21 protein-coding genes are annotated in these 21608 nt (G+C 31.5%); 10 read left to right on the plus strand and 11 right to left on the minus strand.

Annotated features, from left to right (window positions below):
• Positions 1-175 precede the first annotated feature (175 nt).
• Positions 176-1369, plus strand: a complete 1194-nt coding sequence (locus EM932_RS00415) for a DegT/DnrJ/EryC1/StrS family aminotransferase (protein WP_135874350.1) — start codon at positions 176-178, stop codon at positions 1367-1369.
• 454 nt (positions 1370-1823) lie between these two features.
• Here the strand turns inward: EM932_RS00415 and ribB are convergent, their stop codons facing one another.
• The 6 genes from ribB to tpx form a co-directional block, all read right to left on the minus strand.
• Positions 1824-2984, minus strand: a complete 1161-nt coding sequence (gene ribB / locus EM932_RS00420) for a 3,4-dihydroxy-2-butanone-4-phosphate synthase (protein ID WP_135874352.1) — start codon at positions 2982-2984, stop codon at positions 1824-1826.
• Between the two features lie 15 nt (positions 2985-2999).
• Positions 3000-4979, minus strand: coding sequence for an LptF/LptG family permease (locus tag EM932_RS00425; RefSeq protein ID WP_135874354.1), 1980 nt, complete (start codon positions 4977-4979; stop codon positions 3000-3002).
• A gap of 239 nt (positions 4980-5218) precedes the next feature.
• Positions 5219-5854 carry a LolA family protein gene (locus EM932_RS00430; protein ID WP_135874356.1) on the minus strand — a complete coding sequence of 212 codons (636 nt, stop codon included), beginning with the start codon at positions 5852-5854 and terminating at the stop codon, positions 5219-5221.
• Positions 5855-5867: 13 nt separating this feature from the next.
• A complete protein-coding gene (locus EM932_RS00435; protein ID WP_135874358.1) occupies positions 5868-8255 on the minus strand; it encodes an FtsK/SpoIIIE family DNA translocase in 2388 nt (795 codons plus the stop codon).
• A 63-nt stretch (positions 8256-8318) separates the two neighbouring features.
• Positions 8319-8687 carry a diacylglycerol kinase gene (locus tag EM932_RS00440; RefSeq protein WP_135874360.1) on the minus strand — a complete coding sequence of 123 codons (369 nt, stop codon included), beginning with the start codon at positions 8685-8687 and terminating at the stop codon, positions 8319-8321.
• A 27-nt stretch (positions 8688-8714) separates the two neighbouring features.
• Entirely contained in the window at positions 8715-9212 is a 498-nt protein-coding gene (tpx, locus tag EM932_RS00445; RefSeq protein ID WP_135874362.1) for a thiol peroxidase, read from the minus strand.
• A gap of 225 nt (positions 9213-9437) precedes the next feature.
• Between tpx and katG the strand changes: the two genes are divergently transcribed.
• The gene (gene katG, locus EM932_RS00450; protein ID WP_135874364.1) at positions 9438-11630 is read left to right on the plus strand and encodes a catalase/peroxidase HPI; all 2193 of its coding nucleotides are present in this window, start codon (positions 9438-9440) and stop codon (positions 11628-11630) included.
• Between the two features lie 76 nt (positions 11631-11706).
• On the plus strand, positions 11707-12177 hold the full coding sequence (locus tag EM932_RS00455; protein WP_135874366.1) for an ankyrin repeat domain-containing protein: 471 nt from the start codon (positions 11707-11709) through the stop codon (positions 12175-12177).
• 218 nt (positions 12178-12395) lie between these two features.
• Here the strand turns inward: EM932_RS00455 and EM932_RS00460 are convergent, their stop codons facing one another.
• The 4 genes from EM932_RS00460 to nhaC form a co-directional block, all read right to left on the minus strand.
• Positions 12396-12653 (minus strand): DUF6952 family protein, encoded by a 258-nt coding sequence (locus EM932_RS00460; protein WP_135874368.1) that lies wholly within the window; start codon positions 12651-12653, stop codon positions 12396-12398.
• A 43-nt stretch (positions 12654-12696) separates the two neighbouring features.
• The gene (locus EM932_RS00465) at positions 12697-13005 is read right to left on the minus strand and encodes a thioredoxin family protein (protein WP_135874369.1); all 309 of its coding nucleotides are present in this window, start codon (positions 13003-13005) and stop codon (positions 12697-12699) included.
• Positions 13006-13009: 4 nt separating this feature from the next.
• Positions 13010-13654, minus strand: coding sequence for a peroxiredoxin (locus EM932_RS00470; protein WP_135874371.1), 645 nt, complete (start codon positions 13652-13654; stop codon positions 13010-13012).
• A gap of 143 nt (positions 13655-13797) precedes the next feature.
• Positions 13798-15288 (minus strand): Na+/H+ antiporter NhaC, encoded by a 1491-nt coding sequence (gene nhaC, locus EM932_RS00475; protein ID WP_135874373.1) that lies wholly within the window; start codon positions 15286-15288, stop codon positions 13798-13800.
• Between the two features lie 333 nt (positions 15289-15621).
• Between nhaC and EM932_RS00480 the strand changes: the two genes are divergently transcribed.
• Both EM932_RS00480 and EM932_RS00485 read left to right on the plus strand, forming a co-directional pair.
• Entirely contained in the window at positions 15622-15888 is a 267-nt protein-coding gene (locus EM932_RS00480) for a hypothetical protein (RefSeq protein ID WP_135874375.1), read from the plus strand.
• Positions 15889-15934: 46 nt separating this feature from the next.
• Positions 15935-16957, plus strand: a complete 1023-nt coding sequence (locus EM932_RS00485; RefSeq protein WP_135874377.1) for a metal-dependent hydrolase — start codon at positions 15935-15937, stop codon at positions 16955-16957.
• Here the strand turns inward: EM932_RS00485 and EM932_RS00490 are convergent.
• A complete protein-coding gene (locus EM932_RS00490; RefSeq protein ID WP_135874379.1) occupies positions 16944-18173 on the minus strand; it encodes an aminotransferase class I/II-fold pyridoxal phosphate-dependent enzyme in 1230 nt (409 codons plus the stop codon). The genes EM932_RS00485 and EM932_RS00490 overlap by 14 nt on opposite strands.
• A 160-nt stretch (positions 18174-18333) precedes the next feature.
• On the opposite strand from EM932_RS00490, the gene EM932_RS00495 reads away from it, so the two are divergent.
• The 5 genes from EM932_RS00495 (at position 18334) to EM932_RS00515 (ending at position 21563) form a co-directional block, all read left to right on the plus strand.
• Positions 18334-18792: an Lrp/AsnC family transcriptional regulator gene (locus EM932_RS00495; protein WP_135874381.1), complete on the plus strand. Its 459-nt coding sequence runs from the start codon at positions 18334-18336 to the stop codon at positions 18790-18792.
• Positions 18793-18794: 2 nt separating this feature from the next.
• Positions 18795-19421 carry a CPBP family intramembrane glutamic endopeptidase gene (locus EM932_RS00500; protein WP_135874383.1) on the plus strand — a complete coding sequence of 209 codons (627 nt, stop codon included), beginning with the start codon at positions 18795-18797 and terminating at the stop codon, positions 19419-19421.
• A gap of 103 nt (positions 19422-19524) precedes the next feature.
• Positions 19525-20058: a hypothetical protein gene (locus EM932_RS00505; protein ID WP_135874385.1), complete on the plus strand. Its 534-nt coding sequence runs from the start codon at positions 19525-19527 to the stop codon at positions 20056-20058.
• Between the two features lie 6 nt (positions 20059-20064).
• Positions 20065-20787, plus strand: a complete 723-nt coding sequence (locus tag EM932_RS00510; protein WP_135874387.1) for a hypothetical protein — start codon at positions 20065-20067, stop codon at positions 20785-20787.
• Entirely contained in the window at positions 20763-21563 is an 801-nt protein-coding gene (locus EM932_RS00515) for a sensor histidine kinase (protein WP_135874389.1), read from the plus strand. The genes EM932_RS00510 and EM932_RS00515 overlap by 25 nt, the downstream gene beginning before the upstream one ends.
• Positions 21564-21608 lie beyond the last annotated feature (45 nt).

The following is a 21608-nucleotide window of genomic DNA, read 5'->3' on the forward strand; positions in this document are numbered from 1 at the left end:
ATTTCTTGTTTGGAATTACTGTAAAATAAAATAATGATTTTTTGCTTTATACAAAATATAAAAATAAAGTATAGCCTCAGCTACGGTTTTTTTCTATTGAAGTAGAAGGCGAAAAAGGGTGTTTTATTACGGTTATTTCAAATGAGAATTGGTATAAAATACAACTATATTATTTATGCCTGGATTTGAATTATTTGGAGAATTAGAACGAGCGCAAGTTAATGACGTCTTAGATAATGGCGTTTTAATGCGCTATGGTTTTGATGGAATGCGGAAGGGACATTGGAAATCAAAAGAATTAGAAGCAGAATTACAAGAATCTTTTAAAACGAATCATGTACAACTTGTTTCGAGCGGCACAGCTGCTGTTTCCGTAGCACTGGCTTCTGCAGGAGTAGGGGCGGGAGATGAAGTTATCATGCCAGTATTCACTTTTGTAGCGAGTTTTGAGGCTATTATGATGCTAGGAGCTATTCCTGTTTTAGTTGATATTGATGATACGCTAGCAGTAGACCCTAAGGCTGTTGAAGCTGCAATTACTCCAAAAACGAAAGCAGTTATGGTAGTACAAATGTGTGGCAGCATGGGGGATATGAATGCTATACAAGCTGTTTGCGATAGGTATAATCTATTATTAGTTGAAGATGCTTGTCAAGCAATAGGAGGGAGCTATCATGGTAAACCATTAGGTAGTATTGGAGATTTAGGTTGTTTTTCTTTTGATTTTGTAAAAACAATTACTTGTGGTGAAGGTGGAGCAGTGATCACTAATAATAAAGAGTACTATATACATGCAGATCATTATAGTGATCATGGTCATGACCATATTGGTAATGATAGAGGAGCAGAAACTCATCCTTTTTTAGGATATAACTTTAGAATTTCAGAATTACATGCTGCTGTGGGATTAGCACAAATAAAGCGATTGCATGAGTTTTTAGGAATTCAAAAGAAAAACTATACAATTATTCGAAATACACTATCTCAAATTCCTGAAGTAACCTTTAGAACAGTTCCTGAAGGCGGGGAAGAGAGTTATGCGTTTTTAAATTTTTTCTTACCTGATTTAAAAAAGGCAAGAAAAGTGTCTGAAATGTTTAAGCAACATGGTGTTGATGCTTGTTTTCATTATTATGATAATAATTGGCATTATATTAGAAAATGGGATCATTTAACAAATTTGAAATCGTTATTTCCTATTTCTTCGGAGGTAAAAAAAGGACTTGATTATTTGAAAACAAAAGAGTTTGCACAGTCAGATAGTTATATCGCTAGAAATATTTCTTGTTTAATAAAACTTTCTTGGACAGAAGAAGAGGTAAAAGAAAGAGCAATTAAAATGGTGAAAATTATTAATGAGATACTATAATTTCTGCTTTAGATATTTTTGAAAGATCCCGATTAATAAACCATATAGATTTTTTTAATTCATCTATTGAATTTTAATCAAAATAATTACTTGACGTTTTGCGTCGGGGTTTCCTATTTTACCCCTCTTTTGGAGAGGTTAGAGCTGGTTTTTTTGTAGTTCTGGGTGGGGTTATAGAATATCTTAACTTAAATAGATTGACCCCGACACTTCGTAAGAATAAAGAACAAAAGCTTCGAAACTTAGGAGCGTAGCATTTAATGGCGAAGTGTTATGCAATCACTATATTAAACACATTACAAGAATCTTCAAAAAGTATTGAAGTAGGTATAAACCAATAGACCTGTTTTATATTGAAAAATCTATTTCTGAAAACTTTGCAACAAAGAAGCGCTAATGCCCAAAATGAGTTGAAAAGAGGAGAGTATTGTTAAAGAATTCTTTTATATTTAGTTTAATACTTTACATATTCAATAATCTCAAGCCCATAACCAATCAAACCAACACGTTTAGTTTGTTCAGCATTAGAAATGAGTCTTAGTTTATGAATATTTAAATCGTGAAGTATTTGTGCACCAATACCAAAATCTCTTGCATCCATATTTATTCTAGGAGCTTTATATATTTTACCAGAGCTTTGGTTCTCTTTTAAAACAGATAAACGCTTTAAAATATTCATAGATTGAGATTCCTGATTAATGAATATGATAGCACCCTTGCCTTTATCATTAATTACTTTGAACATATTAACTAATTGTTTGTCAACATCATTAGTTAATGTTCCAAGAATATCATTATTAACTAGTGTTGAGTTTATTCTTGTAAGGACTTCTTCATTATCTTTCCATTGTCCTTTTGTTAAAGCTATATGCACTTGATTATTAGTAGTTTGTTTATAAGCTCTTAATCTAAAACTTCCAAAGCGAGTTTCGATTTGAAAATCTTCTTTTTTATCAATTAAAGAGTCATGTTGCATTCTATAAGCCACTAAATCTTCTATAGAAACAATTTTAAGATCTAGTTTTTTAGCAACCTCTATAAGTTCTGGTAGACGTGCCATACTACCATCTTCATTCATAATTTCTACAATAACACCAGCAGGTTGTAAACCAGCTAGTCTCGCAAAATCAATTGCAGCTTCTGTATGCCCAGTTCTTCTTAAAACACCACCTTCTTTAGCTACTAAAGGGAAAATATGCCCAGGCCGTGCTAATTCAAATGGTTTCGTATTTGAGTCGATTAAAGCTTTTACCGTTTTTGCTCTATCTCCTGCTGAAATACCAGTTGTAACTCCACCGCCTCTTAAGTCCACTGAAACAGTAAAGGCTGTTTCCATAGGGTCGGTATTATTACGTACCATCATATTAAGTTCAAGCTCTTTACACCTATTCTCTGTTAGTGGCGCACATATAAGACCTCTGCCATGAGTTGCCATAAAGTTTATCATTTGTGGTGTTACCTTATCGGCGGCGGCAACAAAATCCCCTTCATTCTCACGGTTTTCATCATCAACAACTATGATCACTTTTCCATTTCTAATATCATCAATGGCTTCGTGTATTGTATTTAGTTTGAATTTTGGGGTAGTTTTTTTTGTCATCGTATCTGCTATCATAGTGCAAATATATTGCTATTTTAAAGAATTTAGACAATTTAGCTTTAAGTCTTCCTTGATTTTTACATTCAAAAAAGCAAATGAAATTATATATAAAGGGAGCCCGATTAATAAAAGTAAAAAATCAGGTTTTTTGTCTTTCTTTTTAATATGCGTATAAAACTTGAAGGTGCTAATCAAAAGCCTTACATAATAGAAAGCAAATAAAATGAATGCACCAATACTAATTTTAATTAATATAGAGGCTAGTGATGGTAATTTATTGTTATTGCATATAAAGTATAAAATAAGTAATACAGCTCCTATACTATATGAAATAATAGCAAACTTAGCTTGATTTTTATATTTTTTAGCAATGTGTTCTGAGACATCATAATCATCATCTATATGAACCCCATTCTCTCTAATTTGTTTTATTGAAAGCCCTCGACTATTTAATAATTTTATAGCTTCATAGCGGATATTTTCGTCATGCCCAAGCGTTTCGTAGTTATTAATTAGATTGTAGAGTTCTTCATTTTTATAAGGAGAAAGAAACTTATAGTCGACAGCATCTTTTTCCTTGATATTCAAAACTTTCTTTAACGGTTCGATAATATTACCTAATTCAAATATACCTCGATCTTCGGTTGCTCTTTTAGTCAAAAACACACCTAATGGAAGCATCATTAATGTTGAAAACCAGCTAGCCAAAATTGGATTAAGATTTCCACTTTTAGCACTATTAGTAGCAAAAATACCTATAAAGTGATATGTTAAAAATAATAGTATAGCTATTACCATAGGTAGGCCAATACCTCCTTTACGTATTAAGGCTCCTAGGGGGGCGCCAACAAAAAATAAGATGATACAGGCAAAGCCTAGTGCAAATTTTTCATGTAATGAAATGATATGCTTGTTAACTAAAATTTTAGCATTTTTCCTTGTTTTTTCTTTAGAAATGACGATTTGTTTTGCACTGGTTATTGATTTTTCAACCTCAACAACAAGTTCAGATTTTTTTGCAGGACTAAAAAGTTCAAAAAGATTATCAGTATTAATGGAATCATTAGAAATAGACTTTTTAGTTGCTTTGGTTCTAATATTTTTAGAAACGCCTGATCGATGAAATAGGTTTTTTGAAAACGATTGATAATCATTTTGCCTTTTTTCTGTAAGAGAATCAATAGTTTTGTTTAGACTACTGATGTTGAGCATGCTGTATTTGTCTGTTTGTGATTTTTTGTCGAAATCTACTTTATTAAAATCTGATAAATCTATATTAATAATGTACTTTTCGAAGGTGCTTTTAACAAATGGTTTTTTGTTTTTTGCTTTTGGAGTTTTTGGTAAAAGATCCTCATAATAATTACCATCAAATAATATAAGTTTTAAAGTATTAGAGTTTTTTTTACTAACAAGTTCTCCTGTTTTTGATTTTATTGTTTTTAAGTTTAATCTATTACGGCTACCTCCTTTAATATGAATGGTTACATTGTTAAGGATTTGATCGTTATCGCCACTTTTTTTGTCCACTTTAATATTAAAGTCGTCTCCTATGGGGTTAAACTGACCTTCTGCAATTGCCATTGCAGGCTTCGTGTTTTTTATGTTTATTCGTAGATTGAGTATATTATATTCGGCCCAGGGAATAACATTGTTAGAAAATAAAAATGTAACAAATCCTAGTACGACAATAAAGACACTAAGGCCAGACATGGCACGTTGTAAAGAAATACCTGTCGATTTCATTGCTGCAAACTCATAATTTTCTGCAAAAGACCCAAACACCATTATAGATGCAAGTAATATGGTAAGAGGCAATACCAACGGAATTAACTTGGGCATAAAGTAAATTAAAAACTTAGCTATAACTACAATATCTAAATCTTTACCTGCAAGCTCTTTAATATATAACCAAATAGTTTGTAAAATAAATATCAGCATGAGGATTACAAACACACTGATAAAAGTTTTAAGATATGTAGTTAGTATGTATCGGTCTAATATTTTCATCTGCTCACACGTATTGTTTTTTTATAGCCAGATGTAACATTTATATAATAATTTTCGTTAGCGATTAAATTTTTATTCATAAATGTTTCACACGTTTAAATTTTATTAATCATTTGTTTAACAAGCTAATTATAAAATTAAGAACGCATGTAAGCACTTCGTTCTCATATTAAAAATTTTTAAAAAAAGGATAAAATATTTTTTAAAACTTCGTTAATACTTGTTTTATTATTATTTACCTAATCTAATTTATTAATGTAATAATCTTCATATTTATTAGCATCAAAGGTAAATAAGGTTTTTGACAAAGGCTCATTTGTTTTAAAAGAATTAACAGTGAGTGTTGTTTTCGTATTGTTTTTTCCAAGTTGAATTAAATTGTATATATGCTTAGTTTGAGAATCAATACCTAGTAAAATATATTTTATTTCAGATTTAGAATCTATAGGTATTAATTTAATGTATTGTATTTTTCTACCTTTTATACTTTGTTCGATATCTGTTGAATAAATGTAACCATCTTCATAAAAAGACAACATTTTACTTGGTGTAATAGCATCTTCTTCGTTATCATTTTCAGATGTAATTGTTACTTCTTCATCTTCAGGGCTTATGGTATAAAGTGTTTTACCATCAAAAAGACGTATAACTCCAAGAATATTCAGTTTATATTGGTCACCTTTCATAATAACATCTCCTCGAGTTTCTTGTTTTATGTTTTCTGAAGTATTTTCAAGTGTGTATTTAAAGTCTATGGATATATTTTTATAGCTTTTTACTTTTTTAGAAACTTCATTTAATAATGTCTTGGCTTTGTTTTGAGCGAAGCCTGTAAATGTAAAAGCAATAAATAAGTATGTAATAATATGTTTCATTTTCAAATTTAAATTAAATCTCATTTTCTAAATGTTGCTCTAAAGCTATTAAGTCTGTAATTAAGACTTGTCTAGCTTTACTACCTTCAAAAGGACCTACTATTCCAGCTGCTTCTAATTGATCTATTAATCTTCCTGCTCTGTTGTAACCTAATTTTAATTTCCGTTGCAATAAAGAAGCAGAACCTTGTTGTGCTGTTACAATAACGATGGCAGCATCTTTAAACAGTTTGTCTCTATCTGATATGTCTATATCAATACCTGTGCCACTTTCTTCACCAACATATTCAGGCAATAGGTAGGCATCTGGATATGCTTTCTGAGAACCTATGTAATCTGTTATTTTTTCAACTTCTGGTGTGTCAACAAAAGCACATTGTACACGAATAACATCATTACCTTGCGTAAATAGCATATCACCACGACCAATTAATTGATCAGCACCAGAGCCGTCTAGAATAGTTCTTGAGTCAATTTTAGAAGTTACTCTAAATGCGATACGAGCAGGAAAATTCGCTTTTATTATACCAGTAATTACATTAACAGAAGGACGTTGTGTTGCTATGATTAAGTGTATGCCGATTGCTCTGGCTAATTGTGCTAAACGAGCTATAGGTGTTTCGACCTCTTTTCCCGCTGTCATAATTAAATCAGCAAACTCATCAACTACAAGGACAATATAAGGTAAAAATTGATGTCCATCATTAGGGTTTAATTTACGACCTTTAAACTTAGCATTGTATTCTGCAATGTTTCTACACATGGCATTTTTTAGAAGCTCGTAACGATTATCCATTTCAATACATAAAGAGTTTAATGTATTGATAACTTTAGTATTGTCGGTAATGATGGCATCTTCACTATCTGGTAATTTTGCCAAATAATGACGTTCAATTTTATTAAAAAGTGTTAGCTCTACTTTTTTGGGATCGACTAAAATAAATTTAACTTCTGCTGGGTGTTTTTTATATAATAATGATGTTAAAACGGCATTTAAACCTACCGATTTACCTTGTCCTGTTGCACCTGCCATTAATAAGTGAGGCATCTTAGCAAGGTCAACCACAAAAGTTTCATTACTAATAGTTTTTCCTAAAGCTATTGGAAGTTGCATTTCTGAAGTTTGAAACTTTTTAGATGCAATTACCGAACGCATTGATACGATGGTAGAATTTTTATTTGGAACTTCTATACCAATGGTACCTTTCCCAGGAATAGGAGCGATAATACGAATACCAAGAGCAGATAATGATAACGCTATATCGTCCTCTAAATTTTTAATTTTTGAAATACGAACACCTGCTTCAGGAACTATTTCATATAGAGTAACCGTTGGACCTATGGTAGCTTTTATACTAGCAATACCAATCTTGTAGTTGCTTAAAGTTTCAACAATTTTATTTTTGTTCTCTTCTAATTCTTCTTGATTGATGGTAATACCCTCAGAGTTATATTTTTTTAAAAGATCAAGAGGAGGGAATTGATATTTGGCCAACTCGAGTGTAGGATCAAATTGTCCAAAATCCTCAACTAATTTATTAGCTAAATTATTTGTTTCTGAAAGCTCTTCTGCAACTTTTTCAACTTTCATTTCAAGATCTAATTCTTCTTCCTCTTCTTTTGGAGCAACCTTAACTTCAAGCGGTGCTATTTCTTTAACAGGTTTAGTGTCCTTCTTTAATGCAAGTTCATCATTTTGTAAAGGAATTTCATAAGCAGTTTTAAAAGCTTCTGCTTCTTCAGACAAGTTATTGTCTAGCGGGATAATTAAATCATCCTTTAAATCAGAAATCTCATTTTTAATATCCTTTTTCGCAGACTTAAAAATATTCGCTAAACTTTCAAAAGTGACTCTAAAACGAATTGCTAAATATGTGATTAGTCCTAGTAAAAGAAGGAGGGATGTACCTATTTTTCCAATATAATCTTGCAAGAAAGAGTTTATCTCAAAACCAATAGTACCTCCAAGAATATCAGTCTTATTTTTAAAGAATCCGAAAAGAACAGACAACCAGATAGATATCAAAATCCCCCAGAACCAATGTTTTCTTAGTTTAGTTTTATTGAGATTCATTAAAACATAAATACCTGATAAAAAAATTAGTCCAGAGTATATAAATGAAGCAACACCAAAACCACGTTGAATAAATAACTCACCTACCCAAGCTCCAAATTGGCTTACCCAATTCTGAGTATCTGAAGTTCTAGAAGGAAATGTGTCGATAATGCTTTGATCTGCTTCTCCTGTAAAAAAATAGGAAACTAAGGCTATACATAACCAAACACCACATATAACAAGTAAAGTACCATATACCAACTTTTGTTGATTTGATAATTTAAAACTTGGTTTTTTAATTTTTTGCTTTGGTGTTTTTTTAGTCTTAGTTTTTCTCTTCGCCATTAATGCGTTGTTAGTTTGAACAAAAATACAAATTACTAACGTTTATCCTAAAGTAATAGTATTTTAAAAAATCTTTGGAAAATATATAATAAAACCAATAATTGTGGCAAAGGTAGAAGCAATAAAAACTGCTCCAGCAGCTATATCTTTTATTAGACCTATTTTACTATGGTGTTCTGGGTGAATAAAATCAGCTACAGCTTCTATAGCTGTATTTACACCTTCAATGCTCATTACTACACCTATACATAATAGTTGAATAATCCATTCTGTAGATGAAATTTCATAATAAATCCCAGCAATTGTGAGTATCACTGCAATTGCAAACTGAATTTTAATACTAGCTTCTGTTTTTAAAAGTAATAAGGCTCCTTTATAGGCATAACCAACACTTTTTATCCGATTTACTATAAAGGAGTCTTTCTTTGCCATATTATAAAAGAAGTTTAAAAAATTTCTTTATAATGCTTCAAGAGCAGCTTTATAATTTGGTTCATCAACAGTTTCAGAAACCTGTTCTGTATATTTTACTAAACCATTTTCATCTACTATTATAACACTTCTAGAATGTAAAGCTTCTAATGGGCCTGTCGTGAAATCCAATCCGTAAGCTTTTCCAAAGCTACCATCTTTATAATCAGATAAGGTAATAACATGTTCTAAACCTTCTGCACCACAAAAACGTGCATGTGCAAATGGTAGATCGTGAGAAATACATAAAACTTTCGTATTTTCCAGTTGGCTTGCTTCTTTATTAAACTGTCTCACTGATTGTGCGCAAGTCCCTGTATCAATACTAGGAAAAATATTTAATACTAATTTTTGTCCTCTAAAATCGCTTAAAGTTTTAGTTGATAAATCGGTTGCTGTTAATGTGAAATCTGGAGCTAAACTTCCTATTTGTGGTAAGTTTCCAGATGTTTCTATTGAATTTCCTTTTAAGGTTACTGTTGCCATTTTTATTTTTTTAATTAAACTTTAAAAGTAAGCATATAAAATTGTTTAAAAATGCTAATTATAAAAATTATTAACATCATTATTAAAAATTATAATTTGTTTTTTTTAAATAAGTTTTGATTATGGTTTTATAATTCATAAGTATAAAAAATAGGTTAAACTTTATTATTTAAAAAGTAAATTTGGATAAATAAGCCAAAGAAACTTAATAAATTACAAATATAAATGGATACAAACGGAGGAGACATAAGCAAATGCCCATTTATGGGTGGGACTCAAAAAGAAACAGCAGGTAGTGGCACAAGAAATCGAGATTGGTGGCCAAATGAACTTAAATTAAATATCCTCCGTCAACATGGGGTGAAATCTAATCCAATGGGAGAAGGTTTTAATTATGCAGAAGCTTTTAATAGTGTTGATTTTCCAGTTTTAAAACAAGAGGTTATTGATTTAATGACAGATTCTCAGGACTGGTGGCCAGCAGATTATGGACATTATGGACCATTTATGATTCGAATGGCATGGCATAGTGCTGGAACCTATCGTGTTGGAGATGGACGTGGTGGTGCAGCAACAGGAAATCAGCGTTTTGCACCATTAAATAGTTGGCCTGACAATGGGAATTTAGATAAGGCGCGTTTATTACTTTGGCCTATAAAAAAGAAATATGGAAAGAAAATTTCTTGGGCAGATTTATTAATTCTTGCTGGTAATTGTGCATTAGAATCAATGGGTTTTAAAACATTTGGTTTTGCTGGTGGCCGTGAAGATGTTTGGGAGCCAGAACAAGATATATATTGGGGTTCAGAAACCGAGTGGTTAGGAAATAAAGAGCGACTTGAAAAAGAAGAAAATATAGAAGGTCATTTAGGAGCAGCTCATATGGGATTAATTTATGTAAATCCAGAGGGACCTAATGGAGCTCCCGATCCATTGGGTACTTCCAAGCTTATGAAGGAGACCTTTGGACGTATGGCTATGAATGATGAAGAAACCGTAGCTCTAACTGCTGGAGGGCATACATTTGGAAAAGCGCATGGAGCTGCAGATCCGAATAAATATGTAGGAGCTGAACCTGCAGGAGCTTCCATTGAAGAAATGAGCACAGGTTGGAAAAATACATTCGGAACGGGTGTTTTAGATGATGCTATTACGAGTGGTCTTGAAGGTGCTTGGACACCAAACCCGTCGCAATGGGATCATGATTTTTTTGATGTATTATTAAATTATGATTGGGAGTTAACCAAAAGCCCAGCAGGGGCTAGTCAATGGACTCCAACAAAAGAATCGCAAGCTAAAATGGCTCCCACTGCAGGAGATGCTTCAAAACGTCAAGCTTTAATGATGACGGATGCAGATATGGCTTTAAAAATAGATCCAACTTATCTGGAAATTTCTAAGCGTTTTCATAAAGATCATAAAGCATTTGAGGATGCGTTTGCTCGTGCTTGGTACAAATTAACCCATCGGGATATGGGGCCAATATCTCGTTATTTAGGCCCTGAAGTACCAGATGAAGAATTATTATGGCAAGACCCGATACCTTCAGTAGATTATAAATTAAGCAAAAATGATGTATCGTCTTTAAAAAATATGATTAGTACTTCTGGATTATCAATATCACAATTGGTAACAACAGCTTGGGCATCAGCATCTACATTTAGAGGTTCAGATATGCGAGGAGGCGCAAATGGAGGACGTATTCGTTTAGCACCTCAAAAAGATTGGGAAGTGAATAATCCAATAGAACTGTCAAAAGTACTTGCAGTGTATGAAAGTATTCAGAAAGATTTTAATGGAACTATTTCCATAGCAGATTTAATTGTTTTAGGTGGAGCTGTTGGTATAGAATTGGCAGCTAATAATTCAGGTTACAATATTACAGTGCCTTTTCAAGGAGGTAGAGGAGATGCTTCTCAAGAGCAAACAGACGTGGAGTCGTTTAACTATTTAGAACCTCAAGCCGATGGTTTCAGAAATTATATAAAACCTAATTTATCTGTATCTGCAGAAGACTTATTAATAGATAGGGCGAACTTATTAACGCTTTCTATTCCAGAAATGACCGTATTAATTGGTGGGTTACGAGTATTGGAAACAAATTATGATGGTTCAAGTCATGGTGTTTTTACAGATAAACCTGGTAGTCTGACCAATGATTTCTTTACTAATCTTCTGGATTTTACTTATACATGGAAAGCAACATTAGATAATGATACGTTGTTTGAAGGAAGAGATCGAAAAACAGGTGTTGTAAAGTTCACAGGAACTAGAGCGGATTTGATTTTTGGCTCAAATACTGAATTAAGAGCAGTTGCAGAAGTTTATGGAGCTGATGATGCTCAAGAAAAGTTTGTAAATGACTTCGTTAAAGCTTGGACAAAGGTTATGAACTTAGATCGTTTTGATTTACACTGATTTTTAGTTTTTGATATTTAAATTGGGGTATGTATTTTATTATGCTTATCCCAATTTTATTTTAAAGTAATAACATATGAATGATACAAATATTTTTTTCAGTATAATTCAATCTGGTAATAGGGGGCAGGTTGAGGAGCAGCTTAGGTCTAACCCAAATTTAGTTAAGACTAGAGATGCAAGAGGTTTTACACCATTAATTTTTGCAGCATATTTTGATAAAGAATCTATAGTTAAAACTTTAGTAGAAAATAATGCACCAGTAGATGCTACTGATGCTTCAGGAAATACCGCTTTAATAGGTGTGTCTTTTAAAGGCAGTGAGCCTTTAGTTGAATATTTAATACAAAACGGAGCAGATATAAATGCTAAAAACTCAAATGGAATGACTCCCTTAATCTTTGCTTCCACTTATAATAAACAAAATATTGTCGAATTGTTACTGAAACATGGGGCAGATAAACATGTTAAGGACAATGAAGGAAATATGGCGTTGGATTATGCTGAAGAAAAGGGGTTTGAAATTATTATCGAGCTTTTGAAATAGTATTATATTTCCTTTTATTTATTGGTCTCAAATTCTAAAAACTTTTGACACGAATTGCACGAATTCATTTTTACAATGTTTATTATCTTATACTTCGGTATTTCATGAAGCAGGCTTTCAGTCTGTTAAAGAGAACCTATGGACTTAACTTTAATTCAAACAAAAAAACCACTCTGTTTTTGCAAAGTGGCTTTTTATTAGTAATTTTTCTTTTTCAACTATTTATCTATAGAACCTAAAACACGTTTCATAAAACTATTTAAAGCTTCTTTTTTTTCTGTACCATTTTTTATCATTTTATTGACTTCAACGGCACCATACATATTAGAAATAAGTTCCCCAATAACATCGAGTTCTTCGTCTTTTAAAGAAGGAACTTCTGTTAAAGCTTCAAGGGTTTCGATAGTTTCTATTACAAAATCCTCATCGTTGTCTTCAATAAACTGTGTAAGGTGCTTAATTACTGGTAACTTCATTTAATAATGTGTTTTTTTATTTCCGCGAAAGCAGAAATCTCATTTAAATGACTTCGTTAATTAGTTCTTTTAAAACTTCAAATTTGTTAGTTTGAACTTGTTTTACAAATTCACCACCTTTAAAAGTAGCAAAGGTTGGTAAATTATCAACAGTTGCTAGCTTTCTTGATTCTGGAAATTTTTCCGCATCAACGATAACAAAAGAGACCTCTTCGTTTTCTGAAGCTAGTTTCTTAAACTTAGGTTTCATAATACGGCAGTTACCACACCATGTTGCAGAATATTGTACAACAACAATGTCATTACTAGCAATTAATTCGCCTAAATTATCTTGATTCAATTCTTGTACCATCAAACTAGTTTACATGAGCAGCTAAATACTCAGCTGTTCCTTTAGCATTAGGAGCCATAGCTTCTTTACCTTCTTCCCAGTTTGCTGGACAAACTTCTCCTTTTTCTTGAACATGAGTTAATGCATCAACAAGACGAATATATTCACCAACATTTCTACCTAAAGGCATGTTATTGATACTTTCATGTTGTACAATACCATCTTCATCAATAATATAAGTAGCTCTGTAAGTTACATTGTCTCCTTCAACTTGAACTGTACCAGTTTCTTCATCGTAAGTTTCATTAGTGATATCTAGAATACCTAAAATACTTGATAAATTTCTATTGCTGTCAGCAAGAAGCGGGTAGGTAACACCTTCAATTCCTCCATTGTCTTTTGCAGCACTTAACCAAGCAAAATGAACTTCTGGTGTATCACAAGAAGCTCCGATAACAATAGTATTGCGTTTTTCAAATTCTGGTAAAGCAGCTTGAAATGCATGTAATTCTGTTGGACATACAAATGTAAAATCTTTTGGATACCAAAATAAGACTACTTTTTTCTTGTTATTTACAGCTTCTTCAAGAACGTTTACTTTAAAAGTATCGCCCATATCGTTCATTGCGTCAACGTTTAAATCTGGAAATTTTTTTCCTACTAATGCCATGTGTTTTTTATATTTTTATTATTATTAATTTTCAACGATGCAAATATAAAATAGAATAGTGATTTTAATAGGAATAGAAATTTTTATTATTTATTTTGTTATAGATTTTGCCTATTTAAAAAACAAATAACAATAACTTAATCTTATTTTTTTACAAGTTGCTTAATTTTGATTGAAAAGCCTGCGAATAATAATGTAACGAATGGACTAAGAATACTAAAAAAGACATATGGAATGTATGCAGTAGCTCCAGCATATCCAAATAACACCTTTGAATGATAAGCACCACAAGTATTCCAGGGAATTAGAACCGAAGTTACAGTACCAGAATCTTCAAGTGTTCTACTTAAATTCTCTGGAGCTAACCCTCTATCTTTATAAGCTTGTTTAAACATTTTTCCTGGAACTACTAAAGCTAAATATTGATCGGATGCTGTAAGGTTTAAAGCTAAACAACTAGCAACAGTACTTGCAAATAAGCCAAATGTAGTAGTCGCTAAATTGAGTAAAGATTTAGTGATTCTTGATAAGGCACCGATAGCGTCCATAACGCCTCCAAAAACCATAGCACAAATAATTAACCAAATAGTACCTAGCATACCTTTCATACCTCCAGATGTAAATAAATCATTTAATTCTTTACTCGGAGTTTCTACAGCTGTGTCTACGGTTAAAGCATTCATAACACCTTGGTAGGCAGATTGCAACGATAACGATTCTGCTCCAGCGATCTTTATTATAATATCTGGTTGTGCTATAAGTGCAGTAATACCTCCAAGTAAAGAGCCTATTAATAAAGCAATTAACGGGGGAGTTTTCTTAACAATCATAATAATAACTAAAATTGGAACAATGAATAACCATGGGCTTATATTAAAGGCATATTTGATAGCAGATAGTTTATCTTCTATTTGTGGTGTACCTGTTATATCAATATTTAATCCTATTATTATAAAAATGATGAGCGTTACTAATATAGTAGGTACCGTTGTTAATGCCATATATTTTATATGGCTAAATAATTCGCTTCCAGCCATAGCAGGTGCTAAGTTTGTAGTATCACTAAGAGGGGACATCTTATCTCCAAAATAGGCTCCAGATAAAACAGCCCCTGCAGTCATACCTATAGAAATACCTAATGTTTCTCCAATACCAACAAGGGCGATACCAACAGTAGCAGAAGTGGTCCAGGAACTACCTGTAGCTATCGAAATAATAGAACAAATGATGACGCAAGCAGCCAAAAATATTGTAGGGTTTAGTATTTGTAGACCATAATAAATCATTGTTGGTATAATACCACTAACTAACCAGGTTCCTGCCAATGAACCCACCATTAATAATATTAGTAAAGCCCCCGTAGTAGATTTTATATTTTCTGCAACTTCTTCAAGCATTCTTTCATAAGGCACTTTGTTTCTAAAACCAACAATAGCAGCAACAGCAGCGCCTAATAATAGAACAAATTGATTACTTCCACTTAAGGCATCATCACCATAAACATATATATTATAGGCTAGCATTCCAACTAATGCTAACACAGGAATGAGTGCTTCCCAGATATTAAGTTCTTTGTTTTCTATTATTTTTTGGTCTTCTATTTTTATTTCTGAAAGATTGTTTTCGTCTTGCATATGAAAAGTTTTAGTCACGTAATGTTACAACAATACTTATCTTTTAGCAAATTGCTGAGCTTCGATTTTTAAATGTTTATTAAGAGTTATTGTGAATGTGTAAAAAATCGCGTGACTTTTCTGTAAAATTTGTGTCATAATAATCAACGCATAGTTAATCTTTGTATTTATAACAAAATTATGCAATTAATTATTTTGATTTTTTGCAAGTACACTACTGTTTTTAATATAATTGATTTACAATTTAAAATTTTTTCATTTAGAGTTAGCTTTGCCTTCTAGCTTATTAGTAAACTCTCTCGCTTAGGCTTAAATTAAATAGACTTAGTAACAATGAAACACACTGTTGTATCAAGTAAAAATGCAGACCTTGACGTTAAAGATGTGGGGGTAAAACTTAAAAAGCATAATCGGCAATTATCTAGAAGTTTAAAAACTCTAGAATATATTTACGTGATAGAAATTAATTATGAAGAAAAGCATGAAATGAATCGTTTTGAGGAACTTTTAAAATTCAAAACTAAAATTCAAAAACATATTATAAAGACTACTCAAAAAATAAATTATTACAAGTCTTTGCAAAATAAATTAAAATATTGAAGTATATAATGCGTGTTCTGGTTTAAATTGTATTTTTATCGCATACATGGATTCATTAACTCAAATCGTTTTAGGAGCAGCTTGTGGAGAAGCGGTTCTGGGAAAAAAAATAGGAAATAAGGCTTTATTGTTTGGAGCTATTGGTGGTACAATTCCAGATTTAGATGTATACATTGGTAGTTTGCTTTATAATAATGAAATTGATGCTATGTTGTTTCACAGAGGTTTTATGCATTCTATTTTGTTTTCTGTTCTTGCAGCATTTCTTTTTGGTTGGGTTACCTATAAATTATATAATTCTGGTAAACGTTTACATACAACTACCAAAAATGATTGGATGCGTTTGTTCTTTTGGTCTTTATTCACACATCCTATCTTGGATTGTTTTACACCTTACGGGACTCAATTATTTACGCCGTTTAGTAATTACCGCGTTGCCTTTAACAATATTGCGGTTGTAGACCCTATTTATACGCTACCATTTCTAATCTGTATAATTGTTCTCATGTTTTTTAATAGAAAATCAAACAGAAGGAAGTTTTGGTTAAAGTTAGGTTTAGGAATAAGCTCTGTTTACATGTTACTAACCATAGGTAATAAGTTCTATATAGATACTATATTTAGAAAATCTATGGTAGAAAATTATATTAAATTTAATCGCTACAGTACACAACCAGCCATATTTAACAATGTGTTATGGTATGGAATAGTAGAAACGGATTCTTTATATTTTATTGCTAATTATTCTTTGTTAGATAGAGAGCATAGGTTTTTGAATTTTAAAGAATTACCAAAGCAACGTGATTTAAAACCTTCAGAGTTTAGTGATATTAAAAACTTAGCATGGTTTAGTAATCATTATTATAGTGTTTATAAGGTTACAGATAACGAGTATCAATATAATGATTTGAGGTATCCCATTTTAGATGAAAACAATCCAAATTCTTCTGTTTTTAGTTTAACATTATACAAAGATGGTAATCGGTTAAACATAAAGCCGTTTGAACCTCAATTTGATGATTTTCAAACTGCTATATCCAATCTGTGGGAACGAATCAAAGGGATTTAACTGCTTTTCGTTTAGAATCGAGAATATTGAGTGTCTCCATACATGCTCGCATTGTTTTATAAGTGCGTTCAATATCTGCATCTAAACCTATTGAAAAACGAATTAACCCGTCACTTAAACCCATTTCTTTTTGTTCATCCTCTGGAATTTCAGAGGATGTAGAACTTCCAGGGGCACTAAACAGGGTTTTGTAAAACCCTAGACTTACTGCCAAATATCCTAAGTTTTTGTCTTGCATCATTTCCATAAGTTCGTTTGCTTTATCTAATGAGCCAACATCAATTGTTAGCATGCCTCCAAAACCATATTTTTCATTCATCATACTTTTAAATAATTCATGTGATGGATGAGATTCTAATCCAGGATAAACAGTTTTTAGACCGTCTGCTTCGAATTGTTTAGCTAAATAGATAGCATTATGGCTATGTTGTTGCATTCTAATATGCAATGTTCTTAGGTTTTTTAATACGGATGAAGCTCTTAAGCTATCCATTGTTGAGCCTAGTAGCATGGATGCACCATCATTCACATTACGTAAATCATTTATAAATTCTTGAGTACCACAAACAACACCACCAACGGTATCACTAGATCCATTAATAAATTTTGTTAGACTGTGAATAACCACATCAGCACCTAGCATTGCTGGTGAAATAGAGAGCGGAGAAAAGGTATTATCTACGATTAGTTTTAAATTATGTCTCTTGGCAATATTGGCTAACCCTCTAATGTCAGCAACTTCTAAAAGTGGATTACTAACAGATTCACAATACAATACTTTTGTGTTTTTTGTAATGGCGTTTTCGACGATTTCCAAATTTGTAATATCTACAAAAGACGTGTCTATATTAAACCGTGGTATAAAATTTTTCAAAAAAGCATAAGTACCACCGTAAATAGTTCTGCTGGAAATAATGTGGTCTCCAGCATCACACAGCTGTAGTAGTACAGGTGTGATAGCTCCCATACCAGATGCCGAAACATTCGCAGTTTCGGTACCTTCCATAGCCGCTAAAGCTTCTCCTAAGTATAGATTTGAAGGTGAAGAATGCCGCGAATATAAATAGCAACCGTCTGCGTTACCTTCAAAGGTATCAAACATGGTTTTTGCAGATAAGAATGTGTAGGTAGAGGAATCCGAAATAGAAGGATTTACACCTCCAAATTCACCAAAATATTGTAAGTCTTGTATACTATTTGCAGGTTTAAAAGCCATGACATCTTAAATTTAATTATATAACAAAATTCAATATTATAAGACTATAAAACAATGAATTATTAATTATTTAGAAAATAAAACTAAATTATTGTAATAATTTAGATAATTATATTGTTGTTTGCATGTTTTTATATATTTTAATGAAAAATTTTCAATTATGGTATTTGATGATATTGATAGGAGGCTATTAGATTATTTACAGGTAGATAGCAAACAAACAAATAAAGAGCTTTCTAATAAGTTGAATCTTTCTGTAACAGCGGTTTATGAACGTATAAAAAAACTTGAAAGGGAGGGATATATTGATGGATATGTAGCATTAGTTAATAAAGAACTTGTAGATAAAGCCTTTGTAGCATTTTGCCATATCAAGCTCATACAGCACAGTCAGGATTATGTCGTGAAGTTTGAAAAAGAGGTTGCTAATATAGATGAAGTGTTAGAATGTTATCACATTAGTGGCGATTACGACTATTTATTAAAAGTTTTAGTAAAAGATATACAGGCTTTTAGAGAATTTATGGTTAAAAAGCTAACCACAATCAATCACATAGGTAGTACACATAGCATGTTTGTGATAAATGAAGTAAAGCATACTACAGCAATTAATATGTAATTATGAATACAACAATCTATAAGGGTATTGAGTTTTTAATTATTTTTATTCTACTACCAGTTAGCTTTGCCATTGACTATTCTATAAAATTAAAAATGGGTATTGGTATCATTGGTTTTATATATATCATTTATGTTTTATTATGGGTTGAGGAGAAACAATTTAAGATGGCTCCAAACTTGAAATGGTGTATATTTTGGAAACAAACTATTTTTAAACTAGCTGTAATTGCTATACTTACCACATTGTTCGTATGGTTAACTGATAGTAAGTTACTTTTTGATATATTAATAAATAAGCCCAAACTGTGGCTTTTTATATTGTTTGTTTATAGTTTCTTTTCGGTATATCCACAAGAAATAATCTATAGAACTTTTTATTTTCAACGTTACAAAGGTTTATTTAAAAACGAAGTGTTGTTTATTTTTGTAAATGCCATTATATTTTCTTTAGGTCACATTTTTTTTAAAAATAGTTTAGTGGTCGTGCTGACATTTTTTGGTGGGGTGCTATTTGCTATAACTTATAAAAACACGCAATCTACATTATTAGTTTCCTTAGAACATGCTGTTTATGGTTGTTGGCTCTTTACAGTAGGCATGGGAGGTATGCTTGGATTTCCAGCATAATTTCTTTAAAGGCTTAGGAATTGAATAAAAAGACTACGTTATTAAATCTTTTTCTTATTTTTAGCCTCTTATTTTATTAACCATTAACCAAACAAAACAAAAGATGAAGAAATTAAGTTACATTATTTTAGGGCTTATTATTGGAGCCGTATTAACGTATTATTTTTGTCCAAGAAATCCAGAATTGGATGCTATGGAGACAAAATTGAATACTGAAGCTAAAATTGTAAAGCCCCAAGGGATTATTGATCAAGCTTACGCTAAGAAATTAAACAAGAATTGGACTAAGTATAGAAAACCAGCAGTAGATTCTTGTGCTGCAATGGGAGGACACAAACAAGATGACCGTTCTGTATGGTGGTCTGCTAAAGAACTTAAAAATTATTTGAGATACTCAAAAAAGCAGGCAGATAGTTTAAATTATAAAATTACGGGCTACCGTGTTTATTTAGGTGTTTATGGACAAGAAGCTGGACCTGAAAAATGTGATTTAAGTACGATGTTCCTTGTACCTACGGGCGAAAAAAGACATGCTGAAGCTAGTATGAGTCCATTTAACTTTGTAGGTAATGAAACTGATCTTCCTGTGTCTCCTTTAAACAGAGGAAATGGAGGAAATGGAGGTTATCCAAATTAATTCTTAGTGGAAGAATTTCTAAAAGAAAATTATCATATACTTACAACTATCACAGAATCATTAGCAGCTGTAACTGGTTTGTTACTTTATAATAAGTACAGATTAACAGCTGCTAAATATTTTATATATTTTTTAATATATCTTACTATTTGTGATTTTATTAGTTCTTATTCCATGTATGTCCATCCAGATAAACTTTTTGGATTTCTCATAGGAACTATTTTTGAAAAGAATCATTGGTGGTCAACGCTCTATTGGCAGATAGGGGCTATTCTATTTTTCTCTTTTTATTATCGTAAAATTTTAAAAACTAAAAGGTTTAGAGTCATTATTAAACTTTTTAGCTATGGATATTTCTTTTTTTCCATTATCTACATTATTTTAAATTGGAATGCATTTTTTTATAAGTTTTTCCCAATCTTGAATGTCTTCGGAGCGGCCATTATATTATTATGTACAGTATTCTATTTTATTGAAATTCTACAAAGTGATAAAGTTTTAACTTTTTACAAATCCATAAATTTTTATATCAGTTTTGCCATATTTATTTGGTGGCTCATCATAACACCTATAGACTTTTATGATGTATATTTTGCTTATGATTCAGGTAGTCCTAACCGAGATTGGGATTTTGTTTTTTTACAATTAGAAATTTTTTTATTTGCTAATATATTTATGTATTTAACTTATACTTTTGCTTTAATATGGTGCAAACCGGAAAACGACTAGTCAGTACAGCTGCAGAACGCTATTTACTTATATATATGATTACTGTTTTAGTAGTTGTAACATTCTTGGTTATTATCTTTTTTATTGTATTTCAAAAAAGAAAAAATAAATTGTTGTTAGATAGGATTAAGCAACAACAAGCTTTTGAAGAAGAAATAGCCCAGGCTCAAACCGAAATACAGGAACAAACACTTAAAAATATAGGATGGGAATTGCATGATAATGTGGGTCAATTGTTATCATTTGCTAGTATGCAGTTAAGTATTTTAAAAATGCAGGTAGCAGATGATGTAAAGGAGAAATTTAAAGATACGAGTGAAGCTCTTAAAGATAGTTTATCTGAAGTACGCGCACTTTCAAAAACATTAAATAATGAGGTGGTTTTAAATATAGGTTTTGAAAAATCTATTACTAATGAATTAAATCGACTTAAAAAGATGAAATTCGCTTCTGCCGAACTTAAAACAGTAGGTAAGAAAATTGATTTTACAAATAGGAAACACGAAATCATTATTTTTAGAATTATACAAGAGTTTTTATCTAATTCTGTAAAATATTCTGAGGCTGAAAACTTAGTTATTACCATAGAATATAAAACGCAAAGCCTAAAAATCACAGCTATTGATGATGGTAAAGGTTTTAATATGAGTGATATAGAAAAAGGGTCTGGATTAATAAATATGAAGAGTAGGGCAACTTTAATTAATGCAGTATTTAAATTATCATCTAAAGCTAATGAAGGCGTACGATTAGTATTAGATTACCCGATTTCCTAATTAACGTGGGTTTAACAAACAATTATTAGTAAATTAAATTTGCCT

It is taken from the genome of Flavivirga rizhaonensis (assembly GCF_004791695.1).
Lineage (GTDB): Bacteria > Bacteroidota > Bacteroidia > Flavobacteriales > Flavobacteriaceae > Flavivirga > Flavivirga rizhaonensis.